The sequence below is a fragment of the Paraburkholderia solitsugae genome (genome assembly GCF_013177695.1).
In the GTDB taxonomy this organism is placed as follows: domain Bacteria; phylum Pseudomonadota; class Gammaproteobacteria; order Burkholderiales; family Burkholderiaceae; genus Paraburkholderia; species Paraburkholderia solitsugae.
The window spans coordinates 1-23,907 of record NZ_WOEY01000108.1 but is presented as its reverse complement, the minus strand read 5'-3'; the positions used below and the strand labels follow the sequence as shown (position 1 = coordinate 23,907).

Below are 23,907 nucleotides of genomic sequence, written 5' to 3'. Positions count from 1 at the left end.
CCCGCGGTTTCCCGTACCCCGAACAAGGGCCTCGAAGCCGCGCAATCATTGAAAGAGGTCCTGTAGTGTCGACGCAATCTCCCCGTTCGCCGAAAGCCGGCAAACCCGCAGCTCCGAAAGTGATGCCTGGTCAACCCAATGGCGAGGGATCGTGGAGGCGTGGCCGCTGGATGCTGCTGTTGCTGGCGGTCATCTGTGCTGCGCCGATCGCCGTGTCGTATTTCGTTTATTACGTGGTCAAGCCGGCCGGCGGCAGCACGAGCTATGGCACGCTGGTCGAACCACAACGGCCGATTCCTGACTCGCTCGTCGTCACTGGTGAAGACGGCAAGCCGCTCAAGCTCGCGTCGCTGCACGGCCGCTGGCTGATGATCTCCGTCGACAACAGCGCATGCGACAAAGCCTGCGTCACCAAGCTGTACTTCATGCGACAAATCCGCGCAGCTCAGGGCCCGGAACGCGAGCGCGTCGTGGAAGTTTGGCTGCGCACCGATGCAGGCAAGGTGTCCGACGTGATACAAAAGGCCTACCCCGACACCAACATGCTGATCGCCAATCCGGCGCAGGTGTCCGCATGGCTGCCGACCGACGCCGGCACCCAACTCACCGATCACATTTACATGGTCGATCCGAACGGCAATCTGATGATGCGTTTCCCGAAAGATCCGAACCCCAGCAAGATCAAGGGCGACGTGACCAAGTTGCTCAAATGGTCGAGCATCGGCTGATGCCGCAACAAGGGTAAGAAGAAAGATGTATGTACTGCAACTGGCCCTGATCGGCTTGTGTATCGCGGCGTTGCCGCTGTCCTACGTTTGGGTCAAGGCCGACGATGGCAAATTCCGCAAGCTGGTCTGGCTCACCACCTTCCTGACACTGGATCTGGTGATGTTCGGCGGCTTCACGCGGCTCACCGACTCCGGTCTTGGCTGCCCCGACTGGCCCGGTTGTTATGGCACGTCGTCGCCATTCATTGCGCACGCCGCGATTACCGCCGCGCATCAATTGATGCCCACCGGGCCCGTCAGCATGCCGAAGGCCTGGATCGAGATGATTCACCGTTACTTCGCGATGGCGATCGGTGTGTTGATCATTGCCCAGACCTTGATTGCGTGGACGGCACGTATCAAGCGCCGTCCGCTGCATGTGTCGCCGTGGTGGCCGACTTCGCTGCTGCTGCTGATTCTCGTGCAGGGCGCGTTCGGCGCGTGGACCGTGACCATGAAGCTGCAGCCGATCATCGTAACGACCCATTTGCTGCTCGGTCTCGCGTTGCTCGGCACGCTCGGCTGGCTGGCCGCGCGCCAAACGCCGCTGCCGGCGTATGAGCCCGAAGCGGCGCGTTGGCGCGCGGCGGCGATCGCCGGTCTCGTGCTGCTGGTCGTGCAGATCGCTTTGGGCGGCTGGGTCAGCACCAACTACGCGGTGCTCGCCTGCACGGACTTCCCGACCTGCAATGGCCAATGGATCCCGCCGATGGACTTCGCGCACGGCTTTCACCTGTGGCGCGCGCTCGGCATGACCGGCGACGGCGACATGATTACGCAAGATGCGCTGGTCGCCATCCACTGGACTCACCGCACGTTCGCGATCGTCGTGGTCGCCTATCTGGCGTGGTTCGCGCTGAAAATGCGCCGTTTCGAGTCGCTGCGGCGGCCGGCAAACGGCGTGTTGCTGGTGGTGCTGATCCAGTTCATCACCGGCCTGTCGAACATAGTCCTGCAATGGCCGTTGCCCATCGCGGTCGCGCATAACGGGGGCGCCGCAATCCTGCTGCTTCTGCTCGTTATGTTAAACTTTCGGATCGCTTATAGCCGTCCCGGCCGCGCTGTGTTGCCTGCGCGCGATGCCGCGCCAGCGTGACCCCACATGGACAGCACAACTCTCTCCCAAACGCCCGGTAGCCGGGTCTCCCAGTACATCGCCCTGACGAAGCCGCGCGTCACGCAGCTCGCTGTGTTTTGCGCCGTCATCGGTATGTTTCTGTCGACGCCCGGCATGGTGCCGTGGACCGTCCTGATCGGTGGCACCGTCGGCATCTGGCTGTTGGCCGGTGCGGCGTTCGCCATCAATTGCCTGATGGAACAGAAGATCGACGCGAAGATGCGTCGCACTTCGTGGCGGCCGTCCGCGCGCGGCGAAATTACGACCCCGCAAATCCTGCTGTTTTCGGCCGTGCTCGGCGGTCTAGGCATGTGGACGCTCTACACGTTCGCCAATCCGCTGACCATGTGGCTCACGCTTGGCACCTTCGTCGGTTATGCGGTCATCTATACGCTGCTGTTGAAGCCCGCCACGCCGCAGAACATCGTGATCGGCGGCGCCTCGGGCGCGATGCCGCCGGCGCTTGGTTGGGCCGCCGTCACTGGTCACGTGCCGGGCGACGCATGGATTCTCGTGCTGATCATTTTCGTGTGGACGCCGCCGCATTTCTGGGCGCTCGCGCTGTATCGCCGCAAAGACTACGAAAACGCCGGTCTGCCGATGTTGCCGAACACGCACGGCGAAAAGTACACGCGTCTGCATATTCTGCTGTACACCGTGATCCTGTTCGCGGTCACGATGATGCCGTTCATCTCCGGCATGAGTGGCGTGGTGTACCTCGCGGCGGCGGTGTTGCTCGGTGCCGTGTTCCTCGCGTATGCGTGGAAGATCTATCGGGACTATTCCGACGACCTGGCGCGTAAGACCTTCCGTTACTCGATCGTTTATCTGTCGCTGCTATTCGCCGCGCTGTTGATCGACCACTATGCGCGCGTCGTGATCGGCGCGTAACACCCATGCTTATACAACGCTTTGTGCGCACGGCGTGTACCGCCGCGCGTGTCACCGTGATCGCTTGCGCACTCGGCGGCGCGGTGCTGGTGGCGGGCTGCGGCAAGCAGCCGCCGGCGTTCCAGAATCTTGACATCACCGGCAATACCCAATTCGGGAGCGACTTTTCGCTGCCAGACACGTCCGGCAAAATTCGTACGTTGGCGGATTACAAGGGCAAGGTGGTGGTGCTGTTCTTCGGCTACACGCATTGCCCGGATGTCTGCCCGACCACGATGGCCGAGCTCTCGCAAGCGCTCCAGCAACTCGGCGCGGAAGACGCGAAGCGTGTGCAGGTGCTGTTCGTCACCGTCGATCCTGAACGCGACACGCCCGCTTTGCTCGCGCAATACGTGCCGGCGTTCAACCCGACCTTTGTCGGCTTGCGTCCGGCGGACCAAGCGCAACTCACCAAGATCACGAAAGACTTCCGCGTGTACTACGCGAAAGTGCCGGGCAAGACGCCCGATAGCTACACGATGGACCACACGGCGGCGAGCTATGTGTTCGATACGGACGGCAAGCTGCGTCTGTTCGCGCGCGACGGCCAGGGCGCCACGCCGTGGGTGCACGATATCAAGCTGCTGCTCGATTGACGTATTGATGCAGACGGGCGCGTGAATCTGCCGCGCGCCCGTATTCAAATCCCTTCGCTGTAATCCTCAAGCCGGCATCGGCAAATTCATCCCCGGCGCCAGACGCGTCGCCTTGAATTCCGTCACCTCGTAACGCGCGAGCTTCTGCTCGGCGAACGGGTCGCTGGCGAGAATCTCATCCAGCTTATCGCGCTCGATGCGCACCGCCAGAATGATGCCGCCGTCGCGCGGCACCTTCGGCCCGGCGGCCACGAAGACCCCTGCTTCGAACTGTCTTGTCAGAAACGCGCGGTGCGCTTCGAGTGCGTCGTCGACGCGCTCGAGCGATGCGGTGTAGATGAGATTGATGACGTACATGAGCGTTCTCGTAAGCGATCGAATGGGCCCGCCTGGTTTCGCGGGCATGGGTCTTCGATTATCTGTCAGCGGACGATTCATTGCGCACGGTCAACGTCGGCCCATCCATCTCTCCCTTGTCGTCGCTTCCTTACAGATTGCCTCAAGTTGAACGGCTGCCATGCCGATATACCTGAGGCAATCGTTTGCGCGTCAGACATGCAAGCACGTTCGCGAGGCGCGACCGGATTGCAATTCAGACCGCAAACCGCATACGAATCACACGAGAGAGACCACAACAATGAGCAGGATGAGTTTGAATCGCAAACTATGGTTGTCGCTCGCGCTCGTCTGGATGGGGCTGGTTGGCGTCGGGCTGTGGAGCGCGGTCGAAACGCGCAGCACGATGCTGGCCGAGCGCAAGGCGGGCATGAAGAACCTCGTCGACGCCGCGCAGGGCGTCGTGAACGGCTACTACGCGCTCTCGCAGAGCGGCAAGATGAGTGAGGCCGACGCACAGCGTGAAGCACTCGCACGCCTGGCGACGATGCGCTACGGCGAATCCGGTTATCTGTTCGTGATGGACTCGAAGCCGGTCGTGCTGATGCACCCGACGCTGCCGCAAATGACCGGCAAGCCCGTCGGCGATTTCAAGGACCCGGACGGCAAGCTGCTGTATGTGACGATCGTTGACGCCGCCAAGGCGACCGGCCGCGGCTTCGCGCAATATCGCGGACGCTTGCCGCACAGCGAAACCGCGGTGCCGAAGATCAGCTACGTGGTGCGTTTTGCGCCGTGGGACTGGAACATTACGAGCGGCGTATTCATCAAGGATATCGACACGGTTTACTACGAAACGCTGCTTGGCCACCTGCTCGTCGTGCTCGTGATCGGCGCGGTCATTTCGTTCGCGATGGTGCTGATCATTCGCAATGTGCGCGCGAGTCTCGGCGGCGAACCGGACCAGGCGGCGCGGTTGGCGGCGAGCATCGCCAAAGGCGATCTCACCCAGATCGTCGACGTTCGTCCGCAAGACAAGACCAGCATGATGGCGGCCATGCATGACATGCAGAACCGTTTGCAACGGACCATCGGCGAGATCCGCCACGCGGCGGAATCGATTGCCTCGGCGACCCAGCAGATCGCCGCGGGCAACGGCGATCTGTCGCAACGCACCGAGCAACAGGCGGCCTCGTTGCAGGAGACGGCGGCGAGCATGGAAGAGCTCACCGCGACGGTCAAGCAGAACGCGGACAATGCGCGTCAGGCGAGCGGTCTGGCGCACAACGCGTCGGAAATCGCGATGCGCGGCAACGACGTGGTCAGCCGCGTGATCGGTACGATGGGCGAGATCAATGACAGCTCGCGGCAGATCGCCGACATCATCGGTGTGATCGAAGGCATTGCGTTCCAGACGAATATTCTGGCGCTGAACGCGGCAGTCGAAGCCGCGCGCGCCGGCGAGCAGGGCCGCGGCTTTGCGGTCGTCGCCGGGGAAGTGCGCAACCTTGCGCAGCGCTCGGGAACGGCGGCCAAGGAGATCAAACAGTTGATCGGCGCCTCGGTAGAGCGCGTGCACAACGGTTCGACGCTGGTCCAGCAGGCCGGCACGACGATGGGCGAGATTCTGCAAGCGGTGCAGCGCGTCACCGACATCATGGGCGAGATCGCGGCGGCGTCCGAGGAGCAGAGCAGCGGCATTTCGCAAGTGGGCCGCGCGGTCACGCAGATGGACGAAGTGACGCAGCAGAACGCGGCGCTGGTGGAGCAGGCTGCCGCTGCAGCGGCTTCATTGCAGGATCAGGCCGGGCGTTTGCGCGACACGGTGAGCGCGTTTCGCGTGAACGGGGTCGCGCAAGGGGCATAACGATATGCGATCGTGATATTTCCCATCTCGCTGGGCATATGAGACCATTTGCGGTCCAGTTGGCGGCGCACAGCCACAAGCACGCAACCGCCGCAAGGCTGCCGCCGGCTTCCACCCGAATCTGACACCGATCAGAAAAAGCGAGAATCACATGCAGCGCAGAAATATCCTTAAAGCCCTCTCGGCCGTGGTCGCCGGTGCGGCGATCGTCACCAGCTTCGGCGCACACGCCGACGACAAGGTCATCAAGGTCGGCACCATCGGCGGCCCGGATGCGCAAATCTGGGAAGTCGTCACGAAAGTGGCGAAGCGCGAAGGCCTGAATGTGAAGGTCGTCGAATTCAACGACTACGTGCAGCCGAACGCCGCGCTCGACGCCGGCGATCTCGACGCCAACAGCTTCCAGCACCAACCGTACCTCGACAGCCAGGTCAAGCAACGTGGCTACAAGATCGTCAACGCAGGCCTGACGTATATTTCGCCGCTCGGCATCTATTCGAAGAAGCTGAAGTCGCTGAAGGATCTGGCGCAAGGCGCGAAGATCGCGGTGCCGAACGATCCTTCGAACGAGAACCGTGCGCTGCTGCTGTTGCAGGCGCAAGGCGTGATCAAGCTGAAAGCCGGCGCGGGCACGAACGGCAATAACGCCACGCCGCTCGACGTCGCCGAGAATCCGAAGAAGATCAAGCTGGTCGAGCTCGACGCCGCGCAACTGCCGCGCTCGCTGTCGGATGTCGATGCTGCCGCGATCAACACGAACTTCGCACTGGCATCCGGTCTGCAACCGACCAAAGACGCAATCGCGCTCGAAGACATCCACAGCCCGTACGCGAACCTGATCGCCGTGCGCGCGCAGGACAAGGACAAGCCGTGGGTCAAGAAGCTGGTCGCGGCTTACCAGTCGGAAGACGTGCGCCAGTTCATCAAGACGCAGTTCAAGGGATCGGTGGTGCCGTCGTTCTAAGCGACACCCTTCAACCTGCTTCGCAAAACGAAAACGCCACAGTGACAAACCGTGGCGTTTTTTTTGCGTCGCGCATTCGTTGGCGAACCTACAACTCCAGCTCCAATCGCTCGATCGTCAGATCTTGGCCGAAGCGGCTCTCTGCCGACGTGCCCGCGAGCTGGAAGCCGGCGCGTTCGCAGAGCCGCCGCGGCTCCTGGAGCGTGCTGGCCGTGGTCAGCGTGAGCTTGGTGTACCCCGCGCGCCGGGCGAACCGCACGCATTCGCTCATCAATTGCGTGCCGATGCCAAGGCGCTGCACATCCGGCTCGACCCACAACAGCCGCACGCCCGCCACCGTCGTCGAGACCCCGACGATGCACACCGAGCCGACCACCATGCCTTCCTGATCGGCAACCCAGCACATCTCGCGCACCCGATCGTTGCGTTGCGCGTAATCGGCGACGACGCGCGCGAGCAAGCCTTCGAACGATTGATCCCAGCCATATTGCGCGGCGAACCACTGCGCCTGCCGATGCACGAGCCAGCCGCAGTCGCCAGGGCGCGGTTGCCGAAGGGTCACGAGTTCGTGCTGCGGCTGGCTGTCGAGCAGACGCTCGATCACCTTCATCGCGGCGATCAGCTGGTCCTGTGAGAGTGCCGTGAGGTCGTTCAGCACCGCCGATACTTCGTCGATCGCCGCCGCATCGAGCGGCGCGTAGGCCGCATGGCCGTTGTCGGTGAGGGCGATCAGCGACTGGCGTGCGTCCGAGTCGGACGGGCGTCGCGTAATCAGATTGCGTCGTTCGAAGCTGGTCAGAAGGCGGCTGAGGTAGCCGCTGTCGAGGCCAAGATTGCGCCCGAGCACCGAGGCTGTCTGCGCGCTTCCGCGGGACAGTTCATGCAGAACGCGCACTTCCGTCAGCGAAAAGGCGCTCTTTGCCAAATGCTCATGCAGTACGCCAATGTGCTGCGTATAGAAGCGGTTGAAATGGCGGACGGCCTGAGCGCGCCGAAGCGCCTCGGAATCTGTCAAATGCGGCTCCCCGGGGAATTTTTATGGCTTGCTACACAGCACTATATTGGAACGGAACCCATTAAAAAAGGCTGTGTGGCTAAGCAGGCGCATCAAAGTGGTATCAGAAAGGTATCGATTTCCGGGCGTCCCGTCGGCCACGAAGAGAACCAATATGGACCACGCAGATGCTGTCCGGCATCTCGAATACGGGTAAATCCCGATCCCTGTAAACCATCCTTCCGAGCCCCCAAATCGCCTTCTAAGGCTTATCCAGCAAGGCTCTTCGCCGATCCATACCAGCATGGGACCAGTCCGTTGACTGGTATTATGTTGGTTATATAATGGGCTCTCATTTTCGTAGGCCGCACTCTTCAAGACGACCGCCGGAGCCCCATGGAAACTCGCTGGTCCGCACTGATGCCTGACGCCCGCAACGTCACGCCGCTCTATTTGCAGCTCGCGCGCAATCTGGCGACGGCGATCCACTGCGGCGTGTGGTCGGCGGGTGAAGCGCTGCCTTCGGAGCGCACGCTCTCGGATGCGATCGGCGTGTCGCGCATCACCGCGCGTAAGGCGATCGAGCTGCTGGTCGAGCAAGGCTTGATCCGACGGGCACGGGGCGCGGGTAGCTTCATTACGCCGCGCGTCGAAGACCCGCTGTCGCGGCTCACCGGTTTCACGAAGAAAATGCAGCAACGCGGTTTCCGGCCGGATTCGGTGTGGCTCGAGCGCGATATCCGCGCCGCCAACCGTGATGAGCTGGTGCACCTTGGCCTGTCGCCTGGTGCGGCGGTGGCGAGTCTGCGGCGCCTGCGCCGCGCGGACGGCATCGTGATGGCGGTCGAGCATTCGGCGCTGCCCGCGGCGATCGTGCCCGACCCGCTGGCCATCGGCGTGTCGCTTTACAGCTATCTCGAACAACGTGGCGCGGCTGTCGTGCGCGCCTTGCAGCACTTTCGCGCGGTCAACGCTTCGAGCGAGATCGCCTCGTTGATGGATATCGAACCGCGCTCGGCGCTGCTGGTCATTACCCGTATCGGGTATAGCGCGGACCAGCGTGCGATCGAATTGACCGACACCTATTGCCGCGACGATTACTACGACTTTGTCGCTGAATTGCGCACCTGATTCGCGTGCCTGATTTGCGTATCTGAGCAGGCCACGCGGGCCGCCGTCACGTGCGGCGCCATCGGGCGAAATTCAGTCACACCCCGCATTACGCCTCACCAGAGAGACTCATGCTGACCGGAAACATACTCACCACCGATGGGTGGATTCACGGCACGCTCGAATACGAAAACGGCCGTATCACGGCGCTGACAGGCGAACGCGTCGATCCGTCGAAGAACGACGCGCCGTACATCCTGCCCGGCTTCATCGATCTGCACGTGCACGGCGGCGGCGGCTCCGACGTGATGGAAGGCGGCGACGCGATCGAAACCATAACCCGCACGCATGCGGGTTATGGCACGACCAGCCTGCTCGCCACCACGATGACCGCGCCGCGCGACGAGCTGATGAATGTCGTCGCGGGTCTGGGCAACAACGCGCGCATTCGCACACCAGGCGGCGCGCGCGTGCTCGGCGTCCATCTGGAAGGTCCGTACATCAACCCCGGCAAGCTCGGCGCGCAGCCCGACGCTGCCGTGTCCGCGGTGATGGACGAAGTGCTGAAGTATCTGTCGATCGCGCCGATTCGCGTGGTCACGCTGGCACCGGAAATCGCCGGCCACATGGAGATCATCTCCGAGATGGCGGCGCGTGGCGTGCGTGTGCAGCTCGGTCATTCGCTCGGCACCTACGACGACGCCGTCGCCGCACTCAAGCACGGCGCGTGTGGCTTCACGCATCTGTTCAACGCGATGTCACCGCTGCATCACCGCAATCCCGGCCTCGTCGGCGCTGCGCTCGCGCACGCCGAATTCGCCGAAATCATTCCCGACTTGCTGCACGTCCATCCGGGCGCGATCCGCGCCGCGTTGCGCGCGATTCCGCGTCTCTACGTCGTGACGGACAGCACCTCGGCCACCGGCATGCCCGACGGCGAATACCGCCTCGGCAGCCAGCATGTGACGAAGTGCCTCGGCGGCGTGCGTCTCGCCGACGGCACGCTCGCCGGCAGCACCCTGACGATGGATCAGGCGCTGCGCAATCTCGTCTCGATCGGCTTGCCGATCGCCGATGTTTCAAACCGTTTGTCGCGCTACGCCGCCGACTACCTCGGCATCGAAGACCGCGGCCGCATCGCGCGCGGTGCGTGGGCCGATGTGGTCGTGTTCGATCGTGAACTGGCGTTGACCGCGACTTACGTCGAAGGGGAATCAATTGTCGAATATGCTTAAAGAGGCGCTGGCGTCCGCTGAAACGGTCGCCGCGCAACTCAGGGATACCTCGCGCGTCGAAAAGTTGGCGGCGAAGCTCGCCCAGCAGCCGCGCCACGTCGCGCTGACGGTCGCGCGCGGTAGCTCGGACCATGCGGCGAGTTACTTCGCAAGCCTGACGATGAGCCGCCTCGGTGTGCCGGTCGCCTCGCTGCCGATGTCGGTCGCGACGCTCCAGCAGGCGCCGCTTCAGGTGCGCGATCAGCTCGCGCTGGCGTTCTCGCAATCGGGCAAGAGCCCGGACCTGGTCGGCACGATGGAAGCGTTGCGCAAGGCGGGCGCGTTGACGGTGGCTGCCGTGAATGCGCCGAGTTCGCCGCTTGCGGACGCTTGCGAATTTCACCTGCCGCTCATAGCCGGTCCGGAACTGAGCGTCGCGGCGACCAAGAGCTACATCGCCATGCTATCGATCTCCGCGCAACTGGTCGCGCACTGGCAGAAAGACGATGCGCTGCTCAGCGCGTTGAACACGCTGCCCGACGCGCTACAAGCCGCCGGCAAGCTGGACTGGTCGAAAGCGGTGGACGAATTGCAGGGCGTCGAGCGCATGATCGTGATCGGCCGCGGTCTGGGGCTCGCGATCGCGCAGGAAGCCGCACTCAAATTGAAGGAAACCTCCGGCATCCAGGCCGAAGCGTTTTCGAGCGCGGAAGTGCGGCACGGTCCGATGGAACTGATCGACCGCGACTATCCGCTGCTGGTCTTCGCACCGCGTGGCCCCGAACAGGCCGGCTTGCTGCAACTCGCGCGCGACATGCAGGCGCGCGGCGCCCGCGTGCTGCTCGCCGCACCGGCCGATGTGCCGGAAGCGACGCTGCCGCTTGCCACCACCGCTCATGCGGCGCTCGATCCGATCGCCGCGATCCTGTCCTTTTACGTGATGGCTGCCGGCCTTGCCGCCGCACGCGGGCGCAATCCTGACGCGCCACGCCATCTCAACAAAGTCACCGAAACTCACTGACGAGAAATCAGATGCGACGTGTCGAGGAGTCCCGCTTGATGAGCCATTCTGAAGGCCATATTGTTTTGCTCGCGCCGATGACCGGTCCGGTCGTGCCGCTGGCGAATGTGCCCGACCCTGTGTTTTCGGGCGGCATGTTCGGCGACGGCATCGGCATCGATCCGCTCGAGGGGCGACTCGTCGCGCCGTGCGACGGCACCATCACCCATCTCGCGCGCACCGGTCACGCGGTCACGCTGGCGACGGCCGAAGGCGTGGAGATTCTGCTGCACATCGGCATCGACACTGTCGAGCTGAATGGCAAGGGCTTTGCGCCGATGGTCGCGCAAGGCGCACAGGTGCGAACCGGCGACGTGCTGATCGAATTCGATCAGGACCAGGTTGCGTTGAACGCGCCAAGTCTCGTCTCGGTCATCGCGATCGCCAATTCGGATGCGTTCGAGATTGTCGAGCGTGCGCACGACGGCATGCTGAAGGCGGGCGAAACGCCGTTGCTGGTGCTGCGCGCTCGCAGCGGCGAAGCGGCAGACGCATCGCGTCAGGCGAGTGCCACCAACGTGACTGAAGAGGCCCGTCAGCAAGTCACGCTGGTCCACGCTGGCGGTTTGCATGCGCGGCCGGCCGCGCGCGCTCGTGAGGCGGCGCGTGGTTTCGATGCGCGCGTCGAAGTGCGTTACGAAGGGCGTAAGGCTGCGATCGAGAGCGTGGTTGGTTTGCTCGGTCTCGGTGCGGGCGTTGGTGCGACTGTCGAGTTGCTCGGCGTCGGCCCGCAAGCCAAAGCCGCGATCGAAGCAATTGCCCACGAATTGACACGCGAAGCGCACGGCGAAGTCGAAGAAAAGCCGGCACGTCAAAGCTCGCTGGCGCCGCAAGCAGTCGCCCACGCTGCAGGTGAAGCGCTCGCGCCGAATACGCTCGCGGGGGTGTGCGCGTCGCCGGGCGTCGCGGTCGGCAAGCTGGTGCGTTGGGACGATGCGGATATCGATCCGCCGGAAAAGGCGAACGGCACGTCGGCGGCTGAAAGCCGTCTGCTCGACAAGGCGATTGCCACCGTCGACGTCGACCTCGGTACCACCGTGCGCGATGCGTCGCAACGCGGTGCGGTGGGTGAGGCGGGTATTTTCGCGGTGCATCGCGTCCTGCTCGAAGATCCCACGCTGGTCGACGCCGCGCGCGATCTGATCAGCCTCGGCAAGAGCGCCGGCTTTGCGTGGCGCGAAGCGATCCGTGCGCAGATCGCCATCCTGACGAAGATCGAAGACGCATTGCTCGCGGAACGTGCAGCCGATCTGCGTGATATCGAAAAGCGCGTGTTGCGCGCGCTCGGTTATACGAATGCTGCGGCACGCACGCTGCCGGAAGAAGCGGTGCTGGCGGCTGAAGAGTTCACCCCGTCGGATCTGTCGTCGCTGGATCGCACGCGCGTCACCGCGCTGGTGATGGCGCGTGGCGGTGCCACTTCGCATGCGGCGATTCTCGCGCGCCAGGCGGGTATTCCTGCACTGGTGGCAGTCGGCGATGCCTTGCACGCGATCCCCGAAGGCAGCCAAGTGGTGGTGAACGCCACCACCGGCCGCCTCGAATTCGCGCCGACCGAGCTCGATGTCGAACGTGCACGTCTTGAGCGTAGCCGCCTTGCCGACGTGCGCGAAGCAAACCGCCGTACCTCGCAACAGGCGGCAGTGACTGCCGATGGCCGCGCGATCGAAGTCGCCGCGAACATCGCCACGCTCGAGGACGCGAAAACCGCTGTCGACAACGGCGCCGATTCTGTCGGCCTGCTGCGTACCGAGCTGCTGTTCATCCACCGCGCCGCAGCGCCGACCATCGACGAACATCGCCAGAGCTACCAGGCCATCGTCGACGCATTGAGCGGCCGCACCGCGATCATTCGCACGCTGGACGTCGGCGCGGACAAGGAAGTGGATTACCTGACGCTGCCGCCCGAACCGAATCCGGCGCTCGGTCTGCGCGGCATCCGCCTCGCACAAGTGCGCCCGGACCTGCTCGACGATCAGTTGCGCGGTCTGCTAGCGGTGCAACCGCTCGGCGCCGTACGCATCCTGCTGCCGATGGTGACGGATGTCGGCGAATTGATCCGCATCCGCAAACGCATCGACGAATTCGCCCGCGAATCGGGCCGGACCGAACCGATCGAAGTCGGCGTGATGATCGAAGTGCCATCGGCTGCCTTGCTTGCCGATCAACTGTCGCAACACGCGGATTTCCTGTCGATCGGCACCAACGATCTGACGCAATACACGCTCGCCATGGACCGCTGCCAGGCCGACCTCGCGGCCCAGGCCGACGGCCTGCATCCGGCGGTGCTGCGGCTGATCGCAGCGACCGTACAGGGTGCGAACAAGCATGGCAAATGGGTCGGCGTGTGCGGCGCACTGGCGGGTGATCCGCTGGCCATGCCGCTGCTCGTTGGCCTCGGCGTGACCGAGCTCTCGGTGGATCCGGTGTCGGTGCCGGGCATCAAGGCGCGCGTGCGCAACCTCGATTATCAGCTGTGCCGTCAACGCGCCCAGGATGCCCTGGCGCTCGAATCGGCCCAGGCGGTAAGAGCAGTGAGCCGCGAAACCTGGCCTTTGGACTGAACCTCACGCAGTCCGCAACCAGCTTCGCATAGTCAGGACGTATCGCTACAAAACTCAACGACGACAGTCGACAACGAGACAAGGATTGGAGGTGTCAATGGATGGGAATCCGTTTCTGAAGATTCAGCGCCTGGGCCGGGCGCTGATGCTGCCGATTGCAGTGCTGCCGGTTGCCGGTTTGCTGCTGCGATTGGGCCAACCCGATGTGTTCAACATCAAGATGATCGCCGACGCCGGCGGCGCGATCTTCGATAACCTGCCGTTGCTGTTCGCAATCGGCGTGGCGGTCGGCTTCGCGAAGGACAACAACGGCGTGGCGGGTCTCGCGGGTGCGATCGGTTATCTGATCGAAATCGCGGTGATGAAGGACATCAACGACAAGCTCAACATGGGCGTGTTGTCCGGGATCGTGGCGGGTATCGTCGCGGGCTTGCTGTACAACAAGTACAAAGACATCAAGCTGCCTGACTACCTCGCATTCTTCGGAGGGAAACGCTTCGTGCCGATTGTCACCGGCGTGGTCTGTCTGGGCATAGGCATTGTGTTCGGCTACGTATGGCAGCCGGTGCAAGGCGTCATCGACACGGCCGGCCATTGGCTGACAACCGCGGGTGCGCTCGGCGCGTTTGTGTTCGGCGTGCTGAACCGTTTGCTGCTCGTCACGGGTCTGCATCACATTCTCAATTCGCTGACGTGGTTCGTGTTCGGCACCTTCACGCCGCCGGGCGGCGTCCCGGTGACGGGCGACCTGCATCGCTTCTTCGCGGGTGACCCGACCGCGGGCACGTTCATGACGGGCTTCTTCCCGATCATGATGTTCGGCCTGCCGGCTGCGTGTCTCGCGATGTATCACGAAGCACCGAAAGAGCGCCGCGCGATGGTGTTCGGCCTGCTGGCGTCGATGGCGCTCACCTCGTTCCTGACGGGTGTGACCGAGCCGATCGAATTCAGCTTCATGTTCCTCGCGCCAGTGCTGTATGCGATTCACGCGCTGCTGACGGGCTTGTCGCTGGCAATCTGCTCGGCGCTCGGGATTCATCTCGGCTTCACCTTCTCGGCTGGCTTCATTGACTACGTGCTGAACTACGGCCTGTCGACCAAGGGCTGGTGGGCGATTCCGCTCGGTCTCGTGTACTCGGTGGTGTATTACGGCCTGTTCCGCTTCTTCATTCGCAAGTTCAACATGGCGACACCGGGCCGCGAACCCGCCGCCGAGGAAGAACAGATCGAGTCGTTCACGGCCGGTGGTTTCGTTTCGCCGGTAGCGGGTGCCGCCGTGCCGCGCGCACAGCGTTATATCGCTGCGCTGGGTGGGGCGTCGAACCTGTCGGTGGTGGACGCCTGCACGACGCGCCTGCGTCTGTCGGTGGTCGATTCCAACAAGGTCTCGGAAAGCGAACTGAAGACGATCGGTGCGCGCGGTGTGCTCAAACGCGGCTCGACCAACGTGCAGGTGATTATTGGACCGGAAGCGGACATCATCGCTGATGAAATTCGCACGGTGATCGCGCAAGGCGGTGGCGATGCTGTGAAGCCGGTGGCGGCAACTGCGCCTGCTGTTGTTGCTGCGCCTGTGGCTGCTGCAAGTAGTGCTCAAGACGGTGCGCTCGACCCGGATCCGCTGCGTTGGCTTGCCGTGTTCGGCGGCGCGGGCAACGTCGTGTCGTTGGATGCTGTGGCGGCAACGCGTCTGCGTATCGTGGTTCGCGATCCGTCGGCGGTTGATCGTCAACGCCTGGCTACGCTCGATACGGCGTGGGTGTCGGCCGACACGTTCCACATCGTGGTTGGCGACGCAGCGCAGCGCTACGCCGCACAACTGGCAGTGCGTCTGTCGCCCGATACGGGTGCCGGTACGGCGCCGCAGCCCGCGTAATCTCATCGAGGCCTCGAGCTGAGCTGACTTCGGTCTTCTGCGCAGCTTGGGAGCCACGATAGATAAACGGGAGCAGGCAGGCGCTGTACTCTGTCGAGCCTCGTACAAATAAAATACGGCACCTTGAATCAAGGTGCCGTATTTTCGTTTACCGGCCCGCGTCTAACGGCGCTCAGCCGGCAACGGATGCATCAACGCGTCTTGTGCTTACTCGCTTCCAAAGGCCGGCGCGATTCCAGCCACATCACGTTGATGATGCCGAACGCCAACGCCACGCCAATGCCGAGAAGCCAACTGAAATACCACATCACAAACTCCTGTTAATCGTATGCCTGATCAATACATCGAATGGTGATTTTCTTCGAGCGCCGCGGCGGTCACCTTGCCTCGCATCACGCGATACACCCAGCTCGTGTAGATCAGTACGATCGGCATGAAGATGATCACGGCGACCAGCATGATCTGCAGCGTTAGGCGACTCGAGGTGGAATCCCACACGGTGAGGCTGCTGCGGCCGTCGAGCGAGGAGGGCATGATGAACGGGAACATCGAGAAGCCCGCCGTCAGAATGATGCCGATGATCATCAGTGAGGTTGACAGAAAGGCGCTCTTTTCAAAGCGCGAGCGCGCCAGCAACAAGGCGAGTACGCCGCCAACCAGGCCGGCCACGGGTGCGATCACCATCCACGGATAGTTTGCGTAGTTGGTGAGCCACAGGCCGGGTGCGCCGATCACGTTCTTCAGCAACGGATTAGCCACCGTATCGAGCGGCGCGGCGTCGACGATCTGATAGCCGCCGATCATTGTCGCGATCAGTGCGCCGGCAAGCAGGAACAGCACCACGGCGGCGAGCGAAGCGATCCGCAGCGCGAGCGATGCACGCTGGGCGACGACATCGTCCGCCTTCATCTTCACGAAGGCGGCGCCGTGCGCGGCCAGCATCGACACGCTAACGAGCCCGCACAACACGGCGAACGGATTGAGCAGCGCGAAAAAGCTGCCGTGATACGTGACGCGCAGATCGGTGTCGAACGAGAATGGCACGCCTTGCAGCAGGTTGCCGAACGCCACGCCGAACACCAGCGCGGGGACGAAGCCGCCGACAAACAACGCCCAATCCCACGCGCTGCGCCAGCGCGGGTCTTCACGTTTGCTGCGGTAGTCGAAGCCGACCGGCCGGAAGAACAGTGAGAACAGCACCAGCAACATCGCGAAGTAGAAGCCGGAGAACGATGCGGCGTACACCAGCGGCCACGCGGCGAACATCGCGCCGCCCGCTGTGATGAGCCACACCTGATTGCCTTCCCACGTCGCGCCGACTGTGTTCACGACGATGCGCCGCTCCGCATCGGTTCTGGCGATGAACGGCAGCAGAATCGCCGCGCCCATGTCGAAGCCGTCGGTGAGCGCGAAACCGATCAGCAGTACGCCGATCAATACCCACCAGATCAGTTTGAGGGTTGCGTAATCCATGATGATCTTTCCCTTGGAACAGAGTGGCGGCGAATCATGCGGCCGTGTTGGTCGGTAGCGGCTGATTCAGCGGCTGTTGTTGTTCGTGGTGATAGCGCCCTGTGTGCAGCGACGAAGGCCCGAGGCGCGCGTACTTGAACATCAGCATGATTTCGATGATGAACAGCACCGTATAGAACACGACGAAGCCGGCGATGCTCAGGTACAGATCACCCGGCGTCAGGCTCGAGGCGGACAATGCGGTCGGCAGAATGCCGGCGATGGTCCACGGTTGACGGCCCACTTCAGCGACAATCCAGCCGAATTCAGCAGCAAGCCACGGCAACGGAATCGCCCACACGGCCCAGCGCAGGAACCAGCGGCGCTTCTCCAGCAACAGGGAGCGTTGCGCGCAGAACCAGAACGCCAGCACGAAAGTCGCAAGGAACAGGATGCCGAGGCCGACCATCAGGCGGAACGAGAAGAACACGGGCGCCACCGGCGGAATCGTCTTCTTGGCGGCCTGCACGATCTGATCCGGCGTGGCATCCGTGACGTTCGGGGTGAACTGCTTGAGCATCAAGCCGTAGCCGAGGTCCTCCTTGTGTGCGTCGAAAGCGGCTTTGACGTCGTCCGTGGCGTCGCCCTGTTTAAGCCTTTGCAGCGCGGCGTAGGCGAGCATGCCGTTCTTGATGCGCACTTCGTTCTGCGCCATCAGTTCTTTCAGGCCGACCACCGGTTCGTCGATCGAACGCGTGGCAATGAGGCCGAGCGCATACGGAATGCGGATCGCATAGTCGGTGCGTTCTTCTTTCTGGTTCGGAATGCCGATGATCGTGAAGGGTGCAGGCGCGGGCGCCGTTTCCCATTCGGATTCGATGGCGGCCAGCTTGACCTGCTGCACTTCACCGGTGCGGTAGCCGGATTCGTCGCCCAGCACGATCACACACAACGTCGATGCGAGACCGAAGCCGGCGGCGATGGCGAACGAGCGTAAGGCGAATTCGGTGTCGCGGCGCTTCAATAGATACCACGACGACACACCGAGCACGAACATTGAAGCGGTCACGTAGCCGGCCGATACGGTGTGCACGAACTTCACCTGCGCGACCGGATTGAACAGCACCGAGAAGATGCTGTCGAGTTCCATGCGCATGGTCTGATAGTTGAAGGTGGCGCCGACCGGATTGTTCATCCAGCCGTTGGCCACCAGAATCCACAATGCCGACAGGTTCGAGCCCAGCGCGACGAGGAACGTGACGCTCACGTGCTGCACTTTCGAGAGCCGCTTCCAGCCGAAGAAGAACAGGCCGACGAAGGTCGATTCCAGGAAGAACGCCATCAAACCTTCAACGGCCAGCGGCACGCCGAAAATGTCGCCGACATAGTGCGAGTAGTACGACCAGTTGGTGCCGAACTGGAATTCCAGCGTGAGACCGGTGGTGACGCCCATCGCAAAGTTGATGCCGAACAGCTTGCCCCAGAACTGGGTCATGTCTTTGTAGATCTGCTTGCCGGTCATCACATAGACGGACTCCATGATGACGAGCAACCAGGACAGACCGAGCGTGAGTGGCACGAACAGAAAGTGATAAAGCGCCGTGATGGCGAACTGGAGGCGCGACAGTTCTACGACTTCGCTAACGGGCATGTTGATCACCTTGGGACGGATGCGAGGCAGGCACGGACAGCAGCGCCTGCGCGACTTGTTCAGGCGGCAGCGACATATGCTCCGCCTGCGGATGATTGAAGAATGCGTACTTGAGCACCATCAGCAGTGCGAATTTGATGGTGAGGACGATGGCGATATCCCGCGCCAGCGTCGGACCGCGCACCCAGGCGGCGAGCCGTTTGCGCAGGCTCGGGCGAGGGGTGGTATTGCGATTCAGGGCTATGGTCATGATCGGTCGAAGGCGACTTCATGCCGGTGAATCCGGCTAAATCCAGGCCACCTGAGCGGTCTGGCGAGTGCATCCCGATTCTAGGAGCGAAGACCATGTGCGCATGAGTTCGGCACTGCGGCATTGGGTCGCGAACGTCGCTCCGTGCGGACAGTATTGCTATGGGGTTTGTGATACGTCAAGAAACACGTGTTTGGCGGACATGTTCTTGAGTGAGTGCGCATGCGTCTACGATTGAGCGCATGCAGTGTCGAGTGGGCACAAAAAAGCCCTGCCTTCTTGCGAGGGCAGGGCTCTGCAGCTAAACAGCGCGCGCCGGACCAGCCGGCGCGAATCAAGCTTTCAAGTGTTACGCATACTCGGCCAACGCGCCGCGCATTTTCTTCATTGCGCTCGCTTCGATCTGGCGAATACGTTCGGCCGACACGCCGAATTCGTCAGCCAGTTCGTGCAGTGTCGAGCCACCCGAACCGTCGTCTTCCACCTTCAGCCAGCGTGCCTCGATGATGCGGCGGCTGCGGGCGTCCAGTGCGTCCAGTGCGCTCGCAATGCCGTCGCTTTGCAGTTTGTCGCGCTGACGCGAAGCCAGCACGGCAGTCGGCTCGCTATGCGAGTCGGCGAGGTAGGCGATCGGCGCGTACGACTCTTCACCGTCTTCGACCTGGCCCTCCAGCGCGATATCGCCGCCGGACAAGCGCGTTTCCATCTCGGCCACTTCTTCACGCTTCACGTTCAGCTCTTTGGCGAGACCTTCGATCTCGTCCGGCGTGAATGCGCCCAGGCCCTGCTTGTGACTGCGCAGGTTGAAGAACAGCTTGCGCTGCGCTTTGGTGGTGGCGACCTTCACCATCCGCCAGTTGCGCAGAATGTATTCGTGGATCTCAGCCTTGATCCAGTGCATGGCGTACGATACGAGGCGCACGTTCTGCTCCGGGTCGAAGCGCTTCACGGCCTTCATCAGGCCGATATTGCCTTCCTGGATCAGGTCGGCATGCGGCAGTCCATAACCAAGGTAATTGCGCGCGATCGATACGACCAGCCGCAGGTGCGACAGGACGAGACGGCGCGCGGACTCGAGGTTGTCCTGCTCGCGAAATTCGGTGGCGAACTGGCGTTCTTCCCCCGGCGTCAGCATCGGGATCCGATTTACGGCCTGGATGTAGGCGTCGATATTGCCCAGTTGACCGGGCAGCAACGAGGAATGCGAGAGCGCCAGCGCACCTGCCGAAGCGGCCTTAGCCGACGACGGGCTCAAAGTACTCGGAAGGGTCATTGCATGGCTCACGTAGGAAGCTCCTTTGGAATCAGACAAAAGCGTATTCAGGTAACGACTCCAGCGTTGGATGTTAGCACTCTGATTTGTCGAGTGCTAATACTTAGAGGCTGTAGGGGCATCCAAGTTCCGCATTTTCCTATTGAAAATTGGCTTCTGATAGCCATCTTTCGCTGATGTTGCCGGCAGTATGCTGATCGTAGGATTTGCCTAACAAAACACTTTCATTTTTATAAATGACCGGCGTTTTCTGATTTTGAAGCGACTAATTGCGAGAAATCAGGTTTCTTCATACGATCCATCGAATCCGGATTGTCTTTAGAATAAGCGGGACAGTGTCCGGTGATCAACGTTCGCCTAGCTCGGGTGCCCCATGAAGAACAAAAAAAATGCTTTGCGTGGTCTGGCTCTTAAAGGCGCTTCGGCGGCTGTTCTGTTCAGCGCTGCGGGATTGGCCGCAGCTGACCAGTTCGGTGTGCAGGTTGCCGCCGGCGTGGCGGGGCACCATCTGAAAAGACTCGATCTTGGCTTGGTCTGGGATCCGAATCTGACGTGGTGGCAAATCGGCGATTGGCATTTCTCGCTGATCGGCGAAGCGCACGTGGCCTGGTGGCACACCAACGAAGGGGACGTGCACGAGAACATCGGCGAAATCGGTGTGACGCCGATCATCCGCTTCATCAAAGGCTCCGGGTCGATTCGCCCTTTTATTGAAGCGGGCGCGGGCGTCCGGCTGCTGTCGAGTCCCAGAATCTCTTCTGACTTCACGCTCGCTACAGCGTTCCAGTTCGCCCCCATGGCGGGCATCGGCGTGCAGTTCGGCAGCCGGCAGCAGTATCAGGCGGGTTACCGCTTCGAGCATATTTCCAATGGCGGTATCAAAGAGCCCAATCCTGGTATAAATTTCAGCCAGCTATATTTGCAATATAACTTCTGACGACCGTGGCCACGTTCGGCTCACCGGTGCAAGGGGCTGAGCAATGGCGGCAAAGATAATCGAAGCGATTCGCGGGCTCGAGAGAGAGCGCTTTCGTGCGATGGTCGATGGCGACGGGCAGTCGCTCGATATGCTGCTCGCGGACAACGTGAGCTATGTCCATACGAACGGCAAGCGAGAAACGAAGCGGCAGTTCATCGACGGCATTACCGCGGGGCGCCGCCGCTATCGGCAGATCGAGGTGCAGTCGCAAGAGGTGCTGCCGGTGGGGCGTGAGACCTGCGTCGTCACCGGCCGCGCGCTGATCGAAATGGAAGCAAACAACGGAGCGTTGCTGTTTCCGATCGCGTACACGGCGATTCACACCCAGGAAGACGGGCAATGGCGCCTGATCGCCTGGCAGGCGACGCGTTGTGCGATCGAGTGAGCCTTTTGAGCTCACGCCGTTTCGCGGGTCGCGCCAGGTGAGCGCCTTGTGAGCGCCCGGGCGGCACGAGCAGGCGGGGTGCGCCGCCCGTGCTGACTTTGCCGCCTGCCGTGTTCCGGCTGGGCGGGGTTTAACGGAGGTCGCGCTGTCACGGGCGCGGCTCCAGACTGCGGGGTTGAGCCCCCGCCCCGCTTCAAGTCGCTCAAGCCGCCACGCGCTGCAGATCCTCATCGCTCCACACCCGCCGCTCCACCGCATCACCCGCATACGGATGCCGCGGATGCACCGGAATCTGGTTGCAGCGCTCGACCACGCGCCGCACTGCGTCAATATCGGAGAAATCGAGGCCCGGGTCGACGCCCTGCGCGTAAAGGTTCATCGCGACCGTCACGAGGTCCACATTGCCGGTGCGCTCGCCGTTGCCGAACAGACATCCTTCGACCCGATCCGCGCCGGCCAGCAGCGCCAGTTCCGTCGCGGCCACCGCTGTGCCGCGATCGTTATGCGGATGCACCGACAGCACGATGCTGTCGCGATAGCCGAGATTGCGGTCCATCCATTCGATCTGGTCGGCGAACACATTGGGCGTCGCGGCCTCGACGCTCGCGGGCAGGTTGACGATCATCTTGTGATCGCGCGTGGGCCGCCACGTCTGCGCAACGGCATCGCATACTTCGCGCGCGTACGGAAGCTCGGTCGTGTTGAAGGTTTCAGGCGAATACTGGAACGTCCAGTGTGTATCGGGCCGCGCCTGCGCGTGTTCCTTGATAAGGCGCGTGCCTTCCACCGCCAGCGCCTTGATTTCGTCCTTTGACTGCTTGAAGACGATCTTGCGAAACGACGGGCAGATCGCGTTGTACAGGTGGACGATGGCGCGCGGCGCGCCCTCCAGCGACTCGAACGTGCGCGCAATCAGTTCGGGGCGTGACGGCACGAACACTTCGATCGTCACGTCCTCGGGAATGCGATTTTCTTCGATCAGTTTCCGAACGAAATCGAAGTCGGTTTGCGAGGCGGACGGGAAACCGACTTCGATTTCCTTGAAGCCGATCGCCACGAGCATCTCGAAGAATTCGAGCTTTTGCGCGGGATTCATCGGCTCGATCAGCGCCTGATTGCCGTCGCGCAGATCTGTGCTCATCCAGATCGGTGCCTGGTTGATGGTGCGGCTCGGCCATTTGCGTCCGGTGAGGCGCACAGTGGGGAAGGGGCGGTATTTTTCAGCGGGATTACGCAACATGAAATTGACCCTCGCGCTTCGTCCGAAGGGTAAACGGACGAACGCAAACGACTACAGGTTGTGAAGAACTACGGTCGGGGCGAAACGGAAACGGCGGAACTGCGGAACTACGTTGAGGACCGCGCTTTGGGCAACTAATCGGGGTGATTCAAGCTGCCAATGCGCGGCGCTACATCTGACTTACGCTAGACGTAGCGATAGGGGCCGCGCTAGGCGGCCGGAGGTAACTCGGAAGGTGTTCGGAAGGGAACGCATAGGTCTAATGTATGACGGCTCGCAGCGGCGTGTCAACCCGCGTCCGTCATATTTGGCGCGTGAGTGCGGCGCCGCAAGCGCTGCGTCGTACTCACGCTGCGCACGTTACACGGCCGTTTTCGCCACATCGACGATCAACTCCACTTGCCGTTCGATCGCGCTCGGTACGGGCGCTTCGCCGCGCAGCACAGCGCCGATCCACGCGGCCGTGGTTGGGGCGTCGCGCGCTTCAGGCAAGTCGACTTCAGGCGCGTCGGGCGATGAGCGCTCGTGCGGTACGCGCGTTTCGCAGACGCCGTCGTGCAGCCAATCCACTTGCACCTGGCGCCGCGTGTCGGCCACCGCTTCGCCTTCGGTGCCCCGCGCGAGGAGGGCGCCACCCTCTGCAGCGGCCGGGTGCGTGTTGAACAGTTGCGTGAGACTGTCACGGTACGGCGGATGCGTGTAGTTCACGAGCCGCAGCCCCGCGGGTGCGAACGGCTGCAGGATTTTCACGAGCGTATGCGTGGAATTGCGCACGCCCATCCGTCGACGCAACGAGAGAAGGCGCGCGAGCTTCGGCGCGAGGACGTCGATCGGCGCGAACGCAAGACGCCGCTCGGCGAGGCCGTCTTCGATATCGGCGTGCGATTGCGCGTGCGGGATCTGCAGGTGCGTGAAGATTTCAGCGCTCGTCACGCGGCCCGGATCTTCGGTGACACCATGCACCAGCACCGGCACCCCCTCGCGTGCCAGCAATAGCGCGAGCAGCGGCACCAGGTTGGGCTGTTTGCGCGCGCCGTTGTACGTGGGTATCGACACGGGCCGGAACGCCGCGTGCGGCAAGTGAACCGGTTCGAACGACGCATGCGCGCCGGCCAGCATGGCGGCGAGTTCGTCGGCGGTTTCGCCTTTCACACGATACGCGAGCAGCACCGCGCCGAGTTCGAGATCGGATACGCGGCCGTCGAGCATGGCGGTATAGAGCGCGCGCGTATCTTCGGCGGTCAGCGCGCGGGCGCCATTCGGGCCGCGGCCGATTTCCTTG

At 62.5% G+C, this 23,907-nt stretch carries 21 protein-coding genes and 1 pseudogene; 13 read left to right on the top strand and 9 right to left on the bottom strand.

The window, feature by feature from the left end; translation table 11 throughout:
- Positions 1-65 precede the first annotated feature (65 nt).
- Genes GNZ12_RS27270 through GNZ12_RS27255 form a run of 4 tightly spaced genes read left to right on the top strand, consistent with a single transcriptional unit; the run spans position 66 to position 3,410 of the window.
- Positions 66-728, top strand: coding sequence for an SCO family protein (locus GNZ12_RS27270; RefSeq protein ID WP_172315298.1), 663 nt, complete (start codon positions 66-68; stop codon positions 726-728).
- Positions 729-753: 25 nt separating this feature from the next.
- Positions 754-1,863: a COX15/CtaA family protein gene (locus tag GNZ12_RS27265; RefSeq protein ID WP_172315297.1), complete on the top strand. Its 1,110-nt coding sequence runs from the start codon at positions 754-756 to the stop codon at positions 1,861-1,863.
- Positions 1,864-1,869: 6 nt separating this feature from the next.
- Complete coding sequence (gene cyoE / locus GNZ12_RS27260; protein WP_172315296.1) at positions 1,870-2,775, top strand: heme o synthase; 906 nt, start codon at positions 1,870-1,872, stop codon at positions 2,773-2,775.
- 5 nt (positions 2,776-2,780) lie between these two features.
- Positions 2,781-3,410 carry an SCO family protein gene (locus GNZ12_RS27255; protein ID WP_172315295.1) on the top strand — a complete coding sequence of 210 codons (630 nt, stop codon included), beginning with the start codon at positions 2,781-2,783 and terminating at the stop codon, positions 3,408-3,410.
- A 66-nt stretch (positions 3,411-3,476) separates the two neighbouring features.
- Here GNZ12_RS27255 and GNZ12_RS27250 read toward each other — a convergent pair whose 3' ends face one another.
- Complete coding sequence (locus tag GNZ12_RS27250) at positions 3,477-3,767, bottom strand: YciI family protein (RefSeq protein WP_172315294.1); 291 nt, start codon at positions 3,765-3,767, stop codon at positions 3,477-3,479.
- Between the two features lie 280 nt (positions 3,768-4,047).
- Here GNZ12_RS27250 and GNZ12_RS27245 point away from each other — a divergent pair, with 280 nt between their 5' ends.
- Positions 4,048-5,613 carry a methyl-accepting chemotaxis protein gene (locus tag GNZ12_RS27245; RefSeq protein ID WP_172315293.1) on the top strand — a complete coding sequence of 522 codons (1,566 nt, stop codon included), beginning with the start codon at positions 4,048-4,050 and terminating at the stop codon, positions 5,611-5,613.
- Between the two features lie 151 nt (positions 5,614-5,764).
- Complete coding sequence (locus tag GNZ12_RS27240; protein ID WP_172315292.1) at positions 5,765-6,577, top strand: MetQ/NlpA family ABC transporter substrate-binding protein; 813 nt, start codon at positions 5,765-5,767, stop codon at positions 6,575-6,577.
- An 88-nt stretch (positions 6,578-6,665) separates the two neighbouring features.
- Here GNZ12_RS27240 and GNZ12_RS27235 read toward each other — a convergent pair whose 3' ends face one another.
- Positions 6,666-7,592 carry a bifunctional helix-turn-helix transcriptional regulator/GNAT family N-acetyltransferase gene (locus tag GNZ12_RS27235; protein WP_172315291.1) on the bottom strand — a complete coding sequence of 309 codons (927 nt, stop codon included), beginning with the start codon at positions 7,590-7,592 and terminating at the stop codon, positions 6,666-6,668.
- A 375-nt stretch (positions 7,593-7,967) separates the two neighbouring features.
- Here GNZ12_RS27235 and GNZ12_RS27230 point away from each other — a divergent pair, with 375 nt between their 5' ends.
- From GNZ12_RS27230 to nagE, 5 genes are all read left to right on the top strand, one after another.
- Positions 7,968-8,702 carry a GntR family transcriptional regulator gene (locus tag GNZ12_RS27230; RefSeq protein ID WP_074285541.1) on the top strand — a complete coding sequence of 245 codons (735 nt, stop codon included), beginning with the start codon at positions 7,968-7,970 and terminating at the stop codon, positions 8,700-8,702.
- Between the two features lie 110 nt (positions 8,703-8,812).
- Positions 8,813-9,916 (top strand): N-acetylglucosamine-6-phosphate deacetylase, encoded by a 1,104-nt coding sequence (gene nagA, locus GNZ12_RS27225; RefSeq protein ID WP_172315290.1) that lies wholly within the window; start codon positions 8,813-8,815, stop codon positions 9,914-9,916.
- Positions 9,909-10,916, top strand: a complete 1,008-nt coding sequence (locus tag GNZ12_RS27220) for an SIS domain-containing protein (RefSeq protein WP_172315318.1) — start codon at positions 9,909-9,911, stop codon at positions 10,914-10,916. The genes nagA and GNZ12_RS27220 overlap by 8 nt, the downstream gene beginning before the upstream one ends.
- A gap of 38 nt (positions 10,917-10,954) precedes the next feature.
- Positions 10,955-13,519: a phosphoenolpyruvate--protein phosphotransferase gene (ptsP, locus tag GNZ12_RS27215; RefSeq protein WP_172315289.1), complete on the top strand. Its 2,565-nt coding sequence runs from the start codon at positions 10,955-10,957 to the stop codon at positions 13,517-13,519.
- A 97-nt stretch (positions 13,520-13,616) separates the two neighbouring features.
- A complete protein-coding gene (gene nagE, locus GNZ12_RS27210) occupies positions 13,617-15,395 on the top strand; it encodes an N-acetylglucosamine-specific PTS transporter subunit IIBC (protein ID WP_172315288.1) in 1,779 nt (592 codons plus the stop codon).
- Between the two features lie 191 nt (positions 15,396-15,586).
- Here the strand turns inward: nagE and cydX are convergent, their stop codons facing one another.
- From cydX to rpoH, 5 genes are all read right to left on the bottom strand, one after another.
- A complete protein-coding gene (gene cydX / locus GNZ12_RS27205; protein WP_172315287.1) occupies positions 15,587-15,703 on the bottom strand; it encodes a cytochrome bd-I oxidase subunit CydX in 117 nt (38 codons plus the stop codon).
- 28 nt (positions 15,704-15,731) lie between these two features.
- Positions 15,732-16,868 carry a cytochrome d ubiquinol oxidase subunit II gene (cydB, locus tag GNZ12_RS27200; protein ID WP_172315286.1) on the bottom strand — a complete coding sequence of 379 codons (1,137 nt, stop codon included), beginning with the start codon at positions 16,866-16,868 and terminating at the stop codon, positions 15,732-15,734.
- A gap of 34 nt (positions 16,869-16,902) precedes the next feature.
- Positions 16,903-18,498: a cytochrome ubiquinol oxidase subunit I gene (locus GNZ12_RS27195; RefSeq protein WP_172315285.1), complete on the bottom strand. Its 1,596-nt coding sequence runs from the start codon at positions 18,496-18,498 to the stop codon at positions 16,903-16,905.
- Positions 18,488-18,748 carry a cytochrome oxidase putative small subunit CydP gene (gene cydP / locus GNZ12_RS27190; protein WP_172315284.1) on the bottom strand — a complete coding sequence of 87 codons (261 nt, stop codon included), beginning with the start codon at positions 18,746-18,748 and terminating at the stop codon, positions 18,488-18,490. Before cydP ends, GNZ12_RS27195 begins: the two co-directional genes overlap by 11 nt.
- Positions 18,749-19,097: 349 nt before the next feature.
- On the bottom strand, positions 19,098-20,033 hold the full coding sequence (rpoH, locus tag GNZ12_RS27185; protein ID WP_172315283.1) for an RNA polymerase sigma factor RpoH: 936 nt from the start codon (positions 20,031-20,033) through the stop codon (positions 19,098-19,100).
- Positions 20,034-20,394: 361 nt separating this feature from the next.
- On the opposite strand from rpoH, the gene GNZ12_RS27180 reads away from it, so the two are divergent.
- Both GNZ12_RS27180 and GNZ12_RS27175 read left to right on the top strand, forming a co-directional pair.
- Positions 20,395-20,958, top strand: coding sequence for an acyloxyacyl hydrolase (locus tag GNZ12_RS27180; protein WP_172315282.1), 564 nt, complete (start codon positions 20,395-20,397; stop codon positions 20,956-20,958).
- 43 nt (positions 20,959-21,001) lie between these two features.
- Positions 21,002-21,385, top strand: a complete 384-nt coding sequence (locus tag GNZ12_RS27175; protein WP_172315281.1) for a nuclear transport factor 2 family protein — start codon at positions 21,002-21,004, stop codon at positions 21,383-21,385.
- Positions 21,386-21,695: 310 nt separating this feature from the next.
- Here GNZ12_RS27175 and GNZ12_RS27170 read toward each other — a convergent pair.
- Both GNZ12_RS27170 and ybiB read right to left on the bottom strand, forming a co-directional pair.
- Positions 21,696-22,625: pseudogene (locus GNZ12_RS27170) on the bottom strand (2-isopropylmalate synthase); the annotation flags it as partial.
- A gap of 360 nt (positions 22,626-22,985) precedes the next feature.
- The coding region (gene ybiB, locus GNZ12_RS27165; protein ID WP_172315279.1) for a DNA-binding protein YbiB at positions 22,986-23,907 on the bottom strand (922 nt) is incomplete at its 5' end.

Coding starts and splice junctions, on each gene's coding strand:
- GNZ12_RS27265 (WP_172315297.1), top strand. CDS start 754: ATGTATGTACTGCAACTGGCCCTGATCGGCTTGTGTATCGCGGCGTTG.
- cyoE (WP_172315296.1), top strand. CDS start 1,870: ATGGACAGCACAACTCTCTCCCAAACGCCCGGTAGCCGGGTCTCCCAG.
- GNZ12_RS27255 (WP_172315295.1), top strand. CDS start 2,781: ATGCTTATACAACGCTTTGTGCGCACGGCGTGTACCGCCGCGCGTGTC.
- GNZ12_RS27250 (WP_172315294.1), bottom strand. CDS start 3,767: ATGTACGTCATCAATCTCATCTACACCGCATCGCTCGAGCGCGTCGAC.
- GNZ12_RS27245 (WP_172315293.1), top strand. CDS start 4,048: ATGAGCAGGATGAGTTTGAATCGCAAACTATGGTTGTCGCTCGCGCTC.
- GNZ12_RS27240 (WP_172315292.1), top strand. CDS start 5,765: ATGCAGCGCAGAAATATCCTTAAAGCCCTCTCGGCCGTGGTCGCCGGT.
- GNZ12_RS27230 (WP_074285541.1), top strand. CDS start 7,968: ATGGAAACTCGCTGGTCCGCACTGATGCCTGACGCCCGCAACGTCACG.
- nagA (WP_172315290.1), top strand. CDS start 8,813: ATGCTGACCGGAAACATACTCACCACCGATGGGTGGATTCACGGCACG.
- GNZ12_RS27220 (WP_172315318.1), top strand. CDS start 9,909: ATGCTTAAAGAGGCGCTGGCGTCCGCTGAAACGGTCGCCGCGCAACTC.
- ptsP (WP_172315289.1), top strand. CDS start 10,955: ATGAGCCATTCTGAAGGCCATATTGTTTTGCTCGCGCCGATGACCGGT.
- nagE (WP_172315288.1), top strand. CDS start 13,617: ATGGATGGGAATCCGTTTCTGAAGATTCAGCGCCTGGGCCGGGCGCTG.
- cydX (WP_172315287.1), bottom strand. CDS start 15,703: ATGTGGTATTTCAGTTGGCTTCTCGGCATTGGCGTGGCGTTGGCGTTC.
- cydB (WP_172315286.1), bottom strand. CDS start 16,868: ATGGATTACGCAACCCTCAAACTGATCTGGTGGGTATTGATCGGCGTA.
- GNZ12_RS27195 (WP_172315285.1), bottom strand. CDS start 18,498: ATGCCCGTTAGCGAAGTCGTAGAACTGTCGCGCCTCCAGTTCGCCATC.
- cydP (WP_172315284.1), bottom strand. CDS start 18,748: ATGACCATAGCCCTGAATCGCAATACCACCCCTCGCCCGAGCCTGCGC.
- GNZ12_RS27180 (WP_172315282.1), top strand. CDS start 20,395: ATGAAGAACAAAAAAAATGCTTTGCGTGGTCTGGCTCTTAAAGGCGCT.
- GNZ12_RS27175 (WP_172315281.1), top strand. CDS start 21,002: ATGGCGGCAAAGATAATCGAAGCGATTCGCGGGCTCGAGAGAGAGCGC.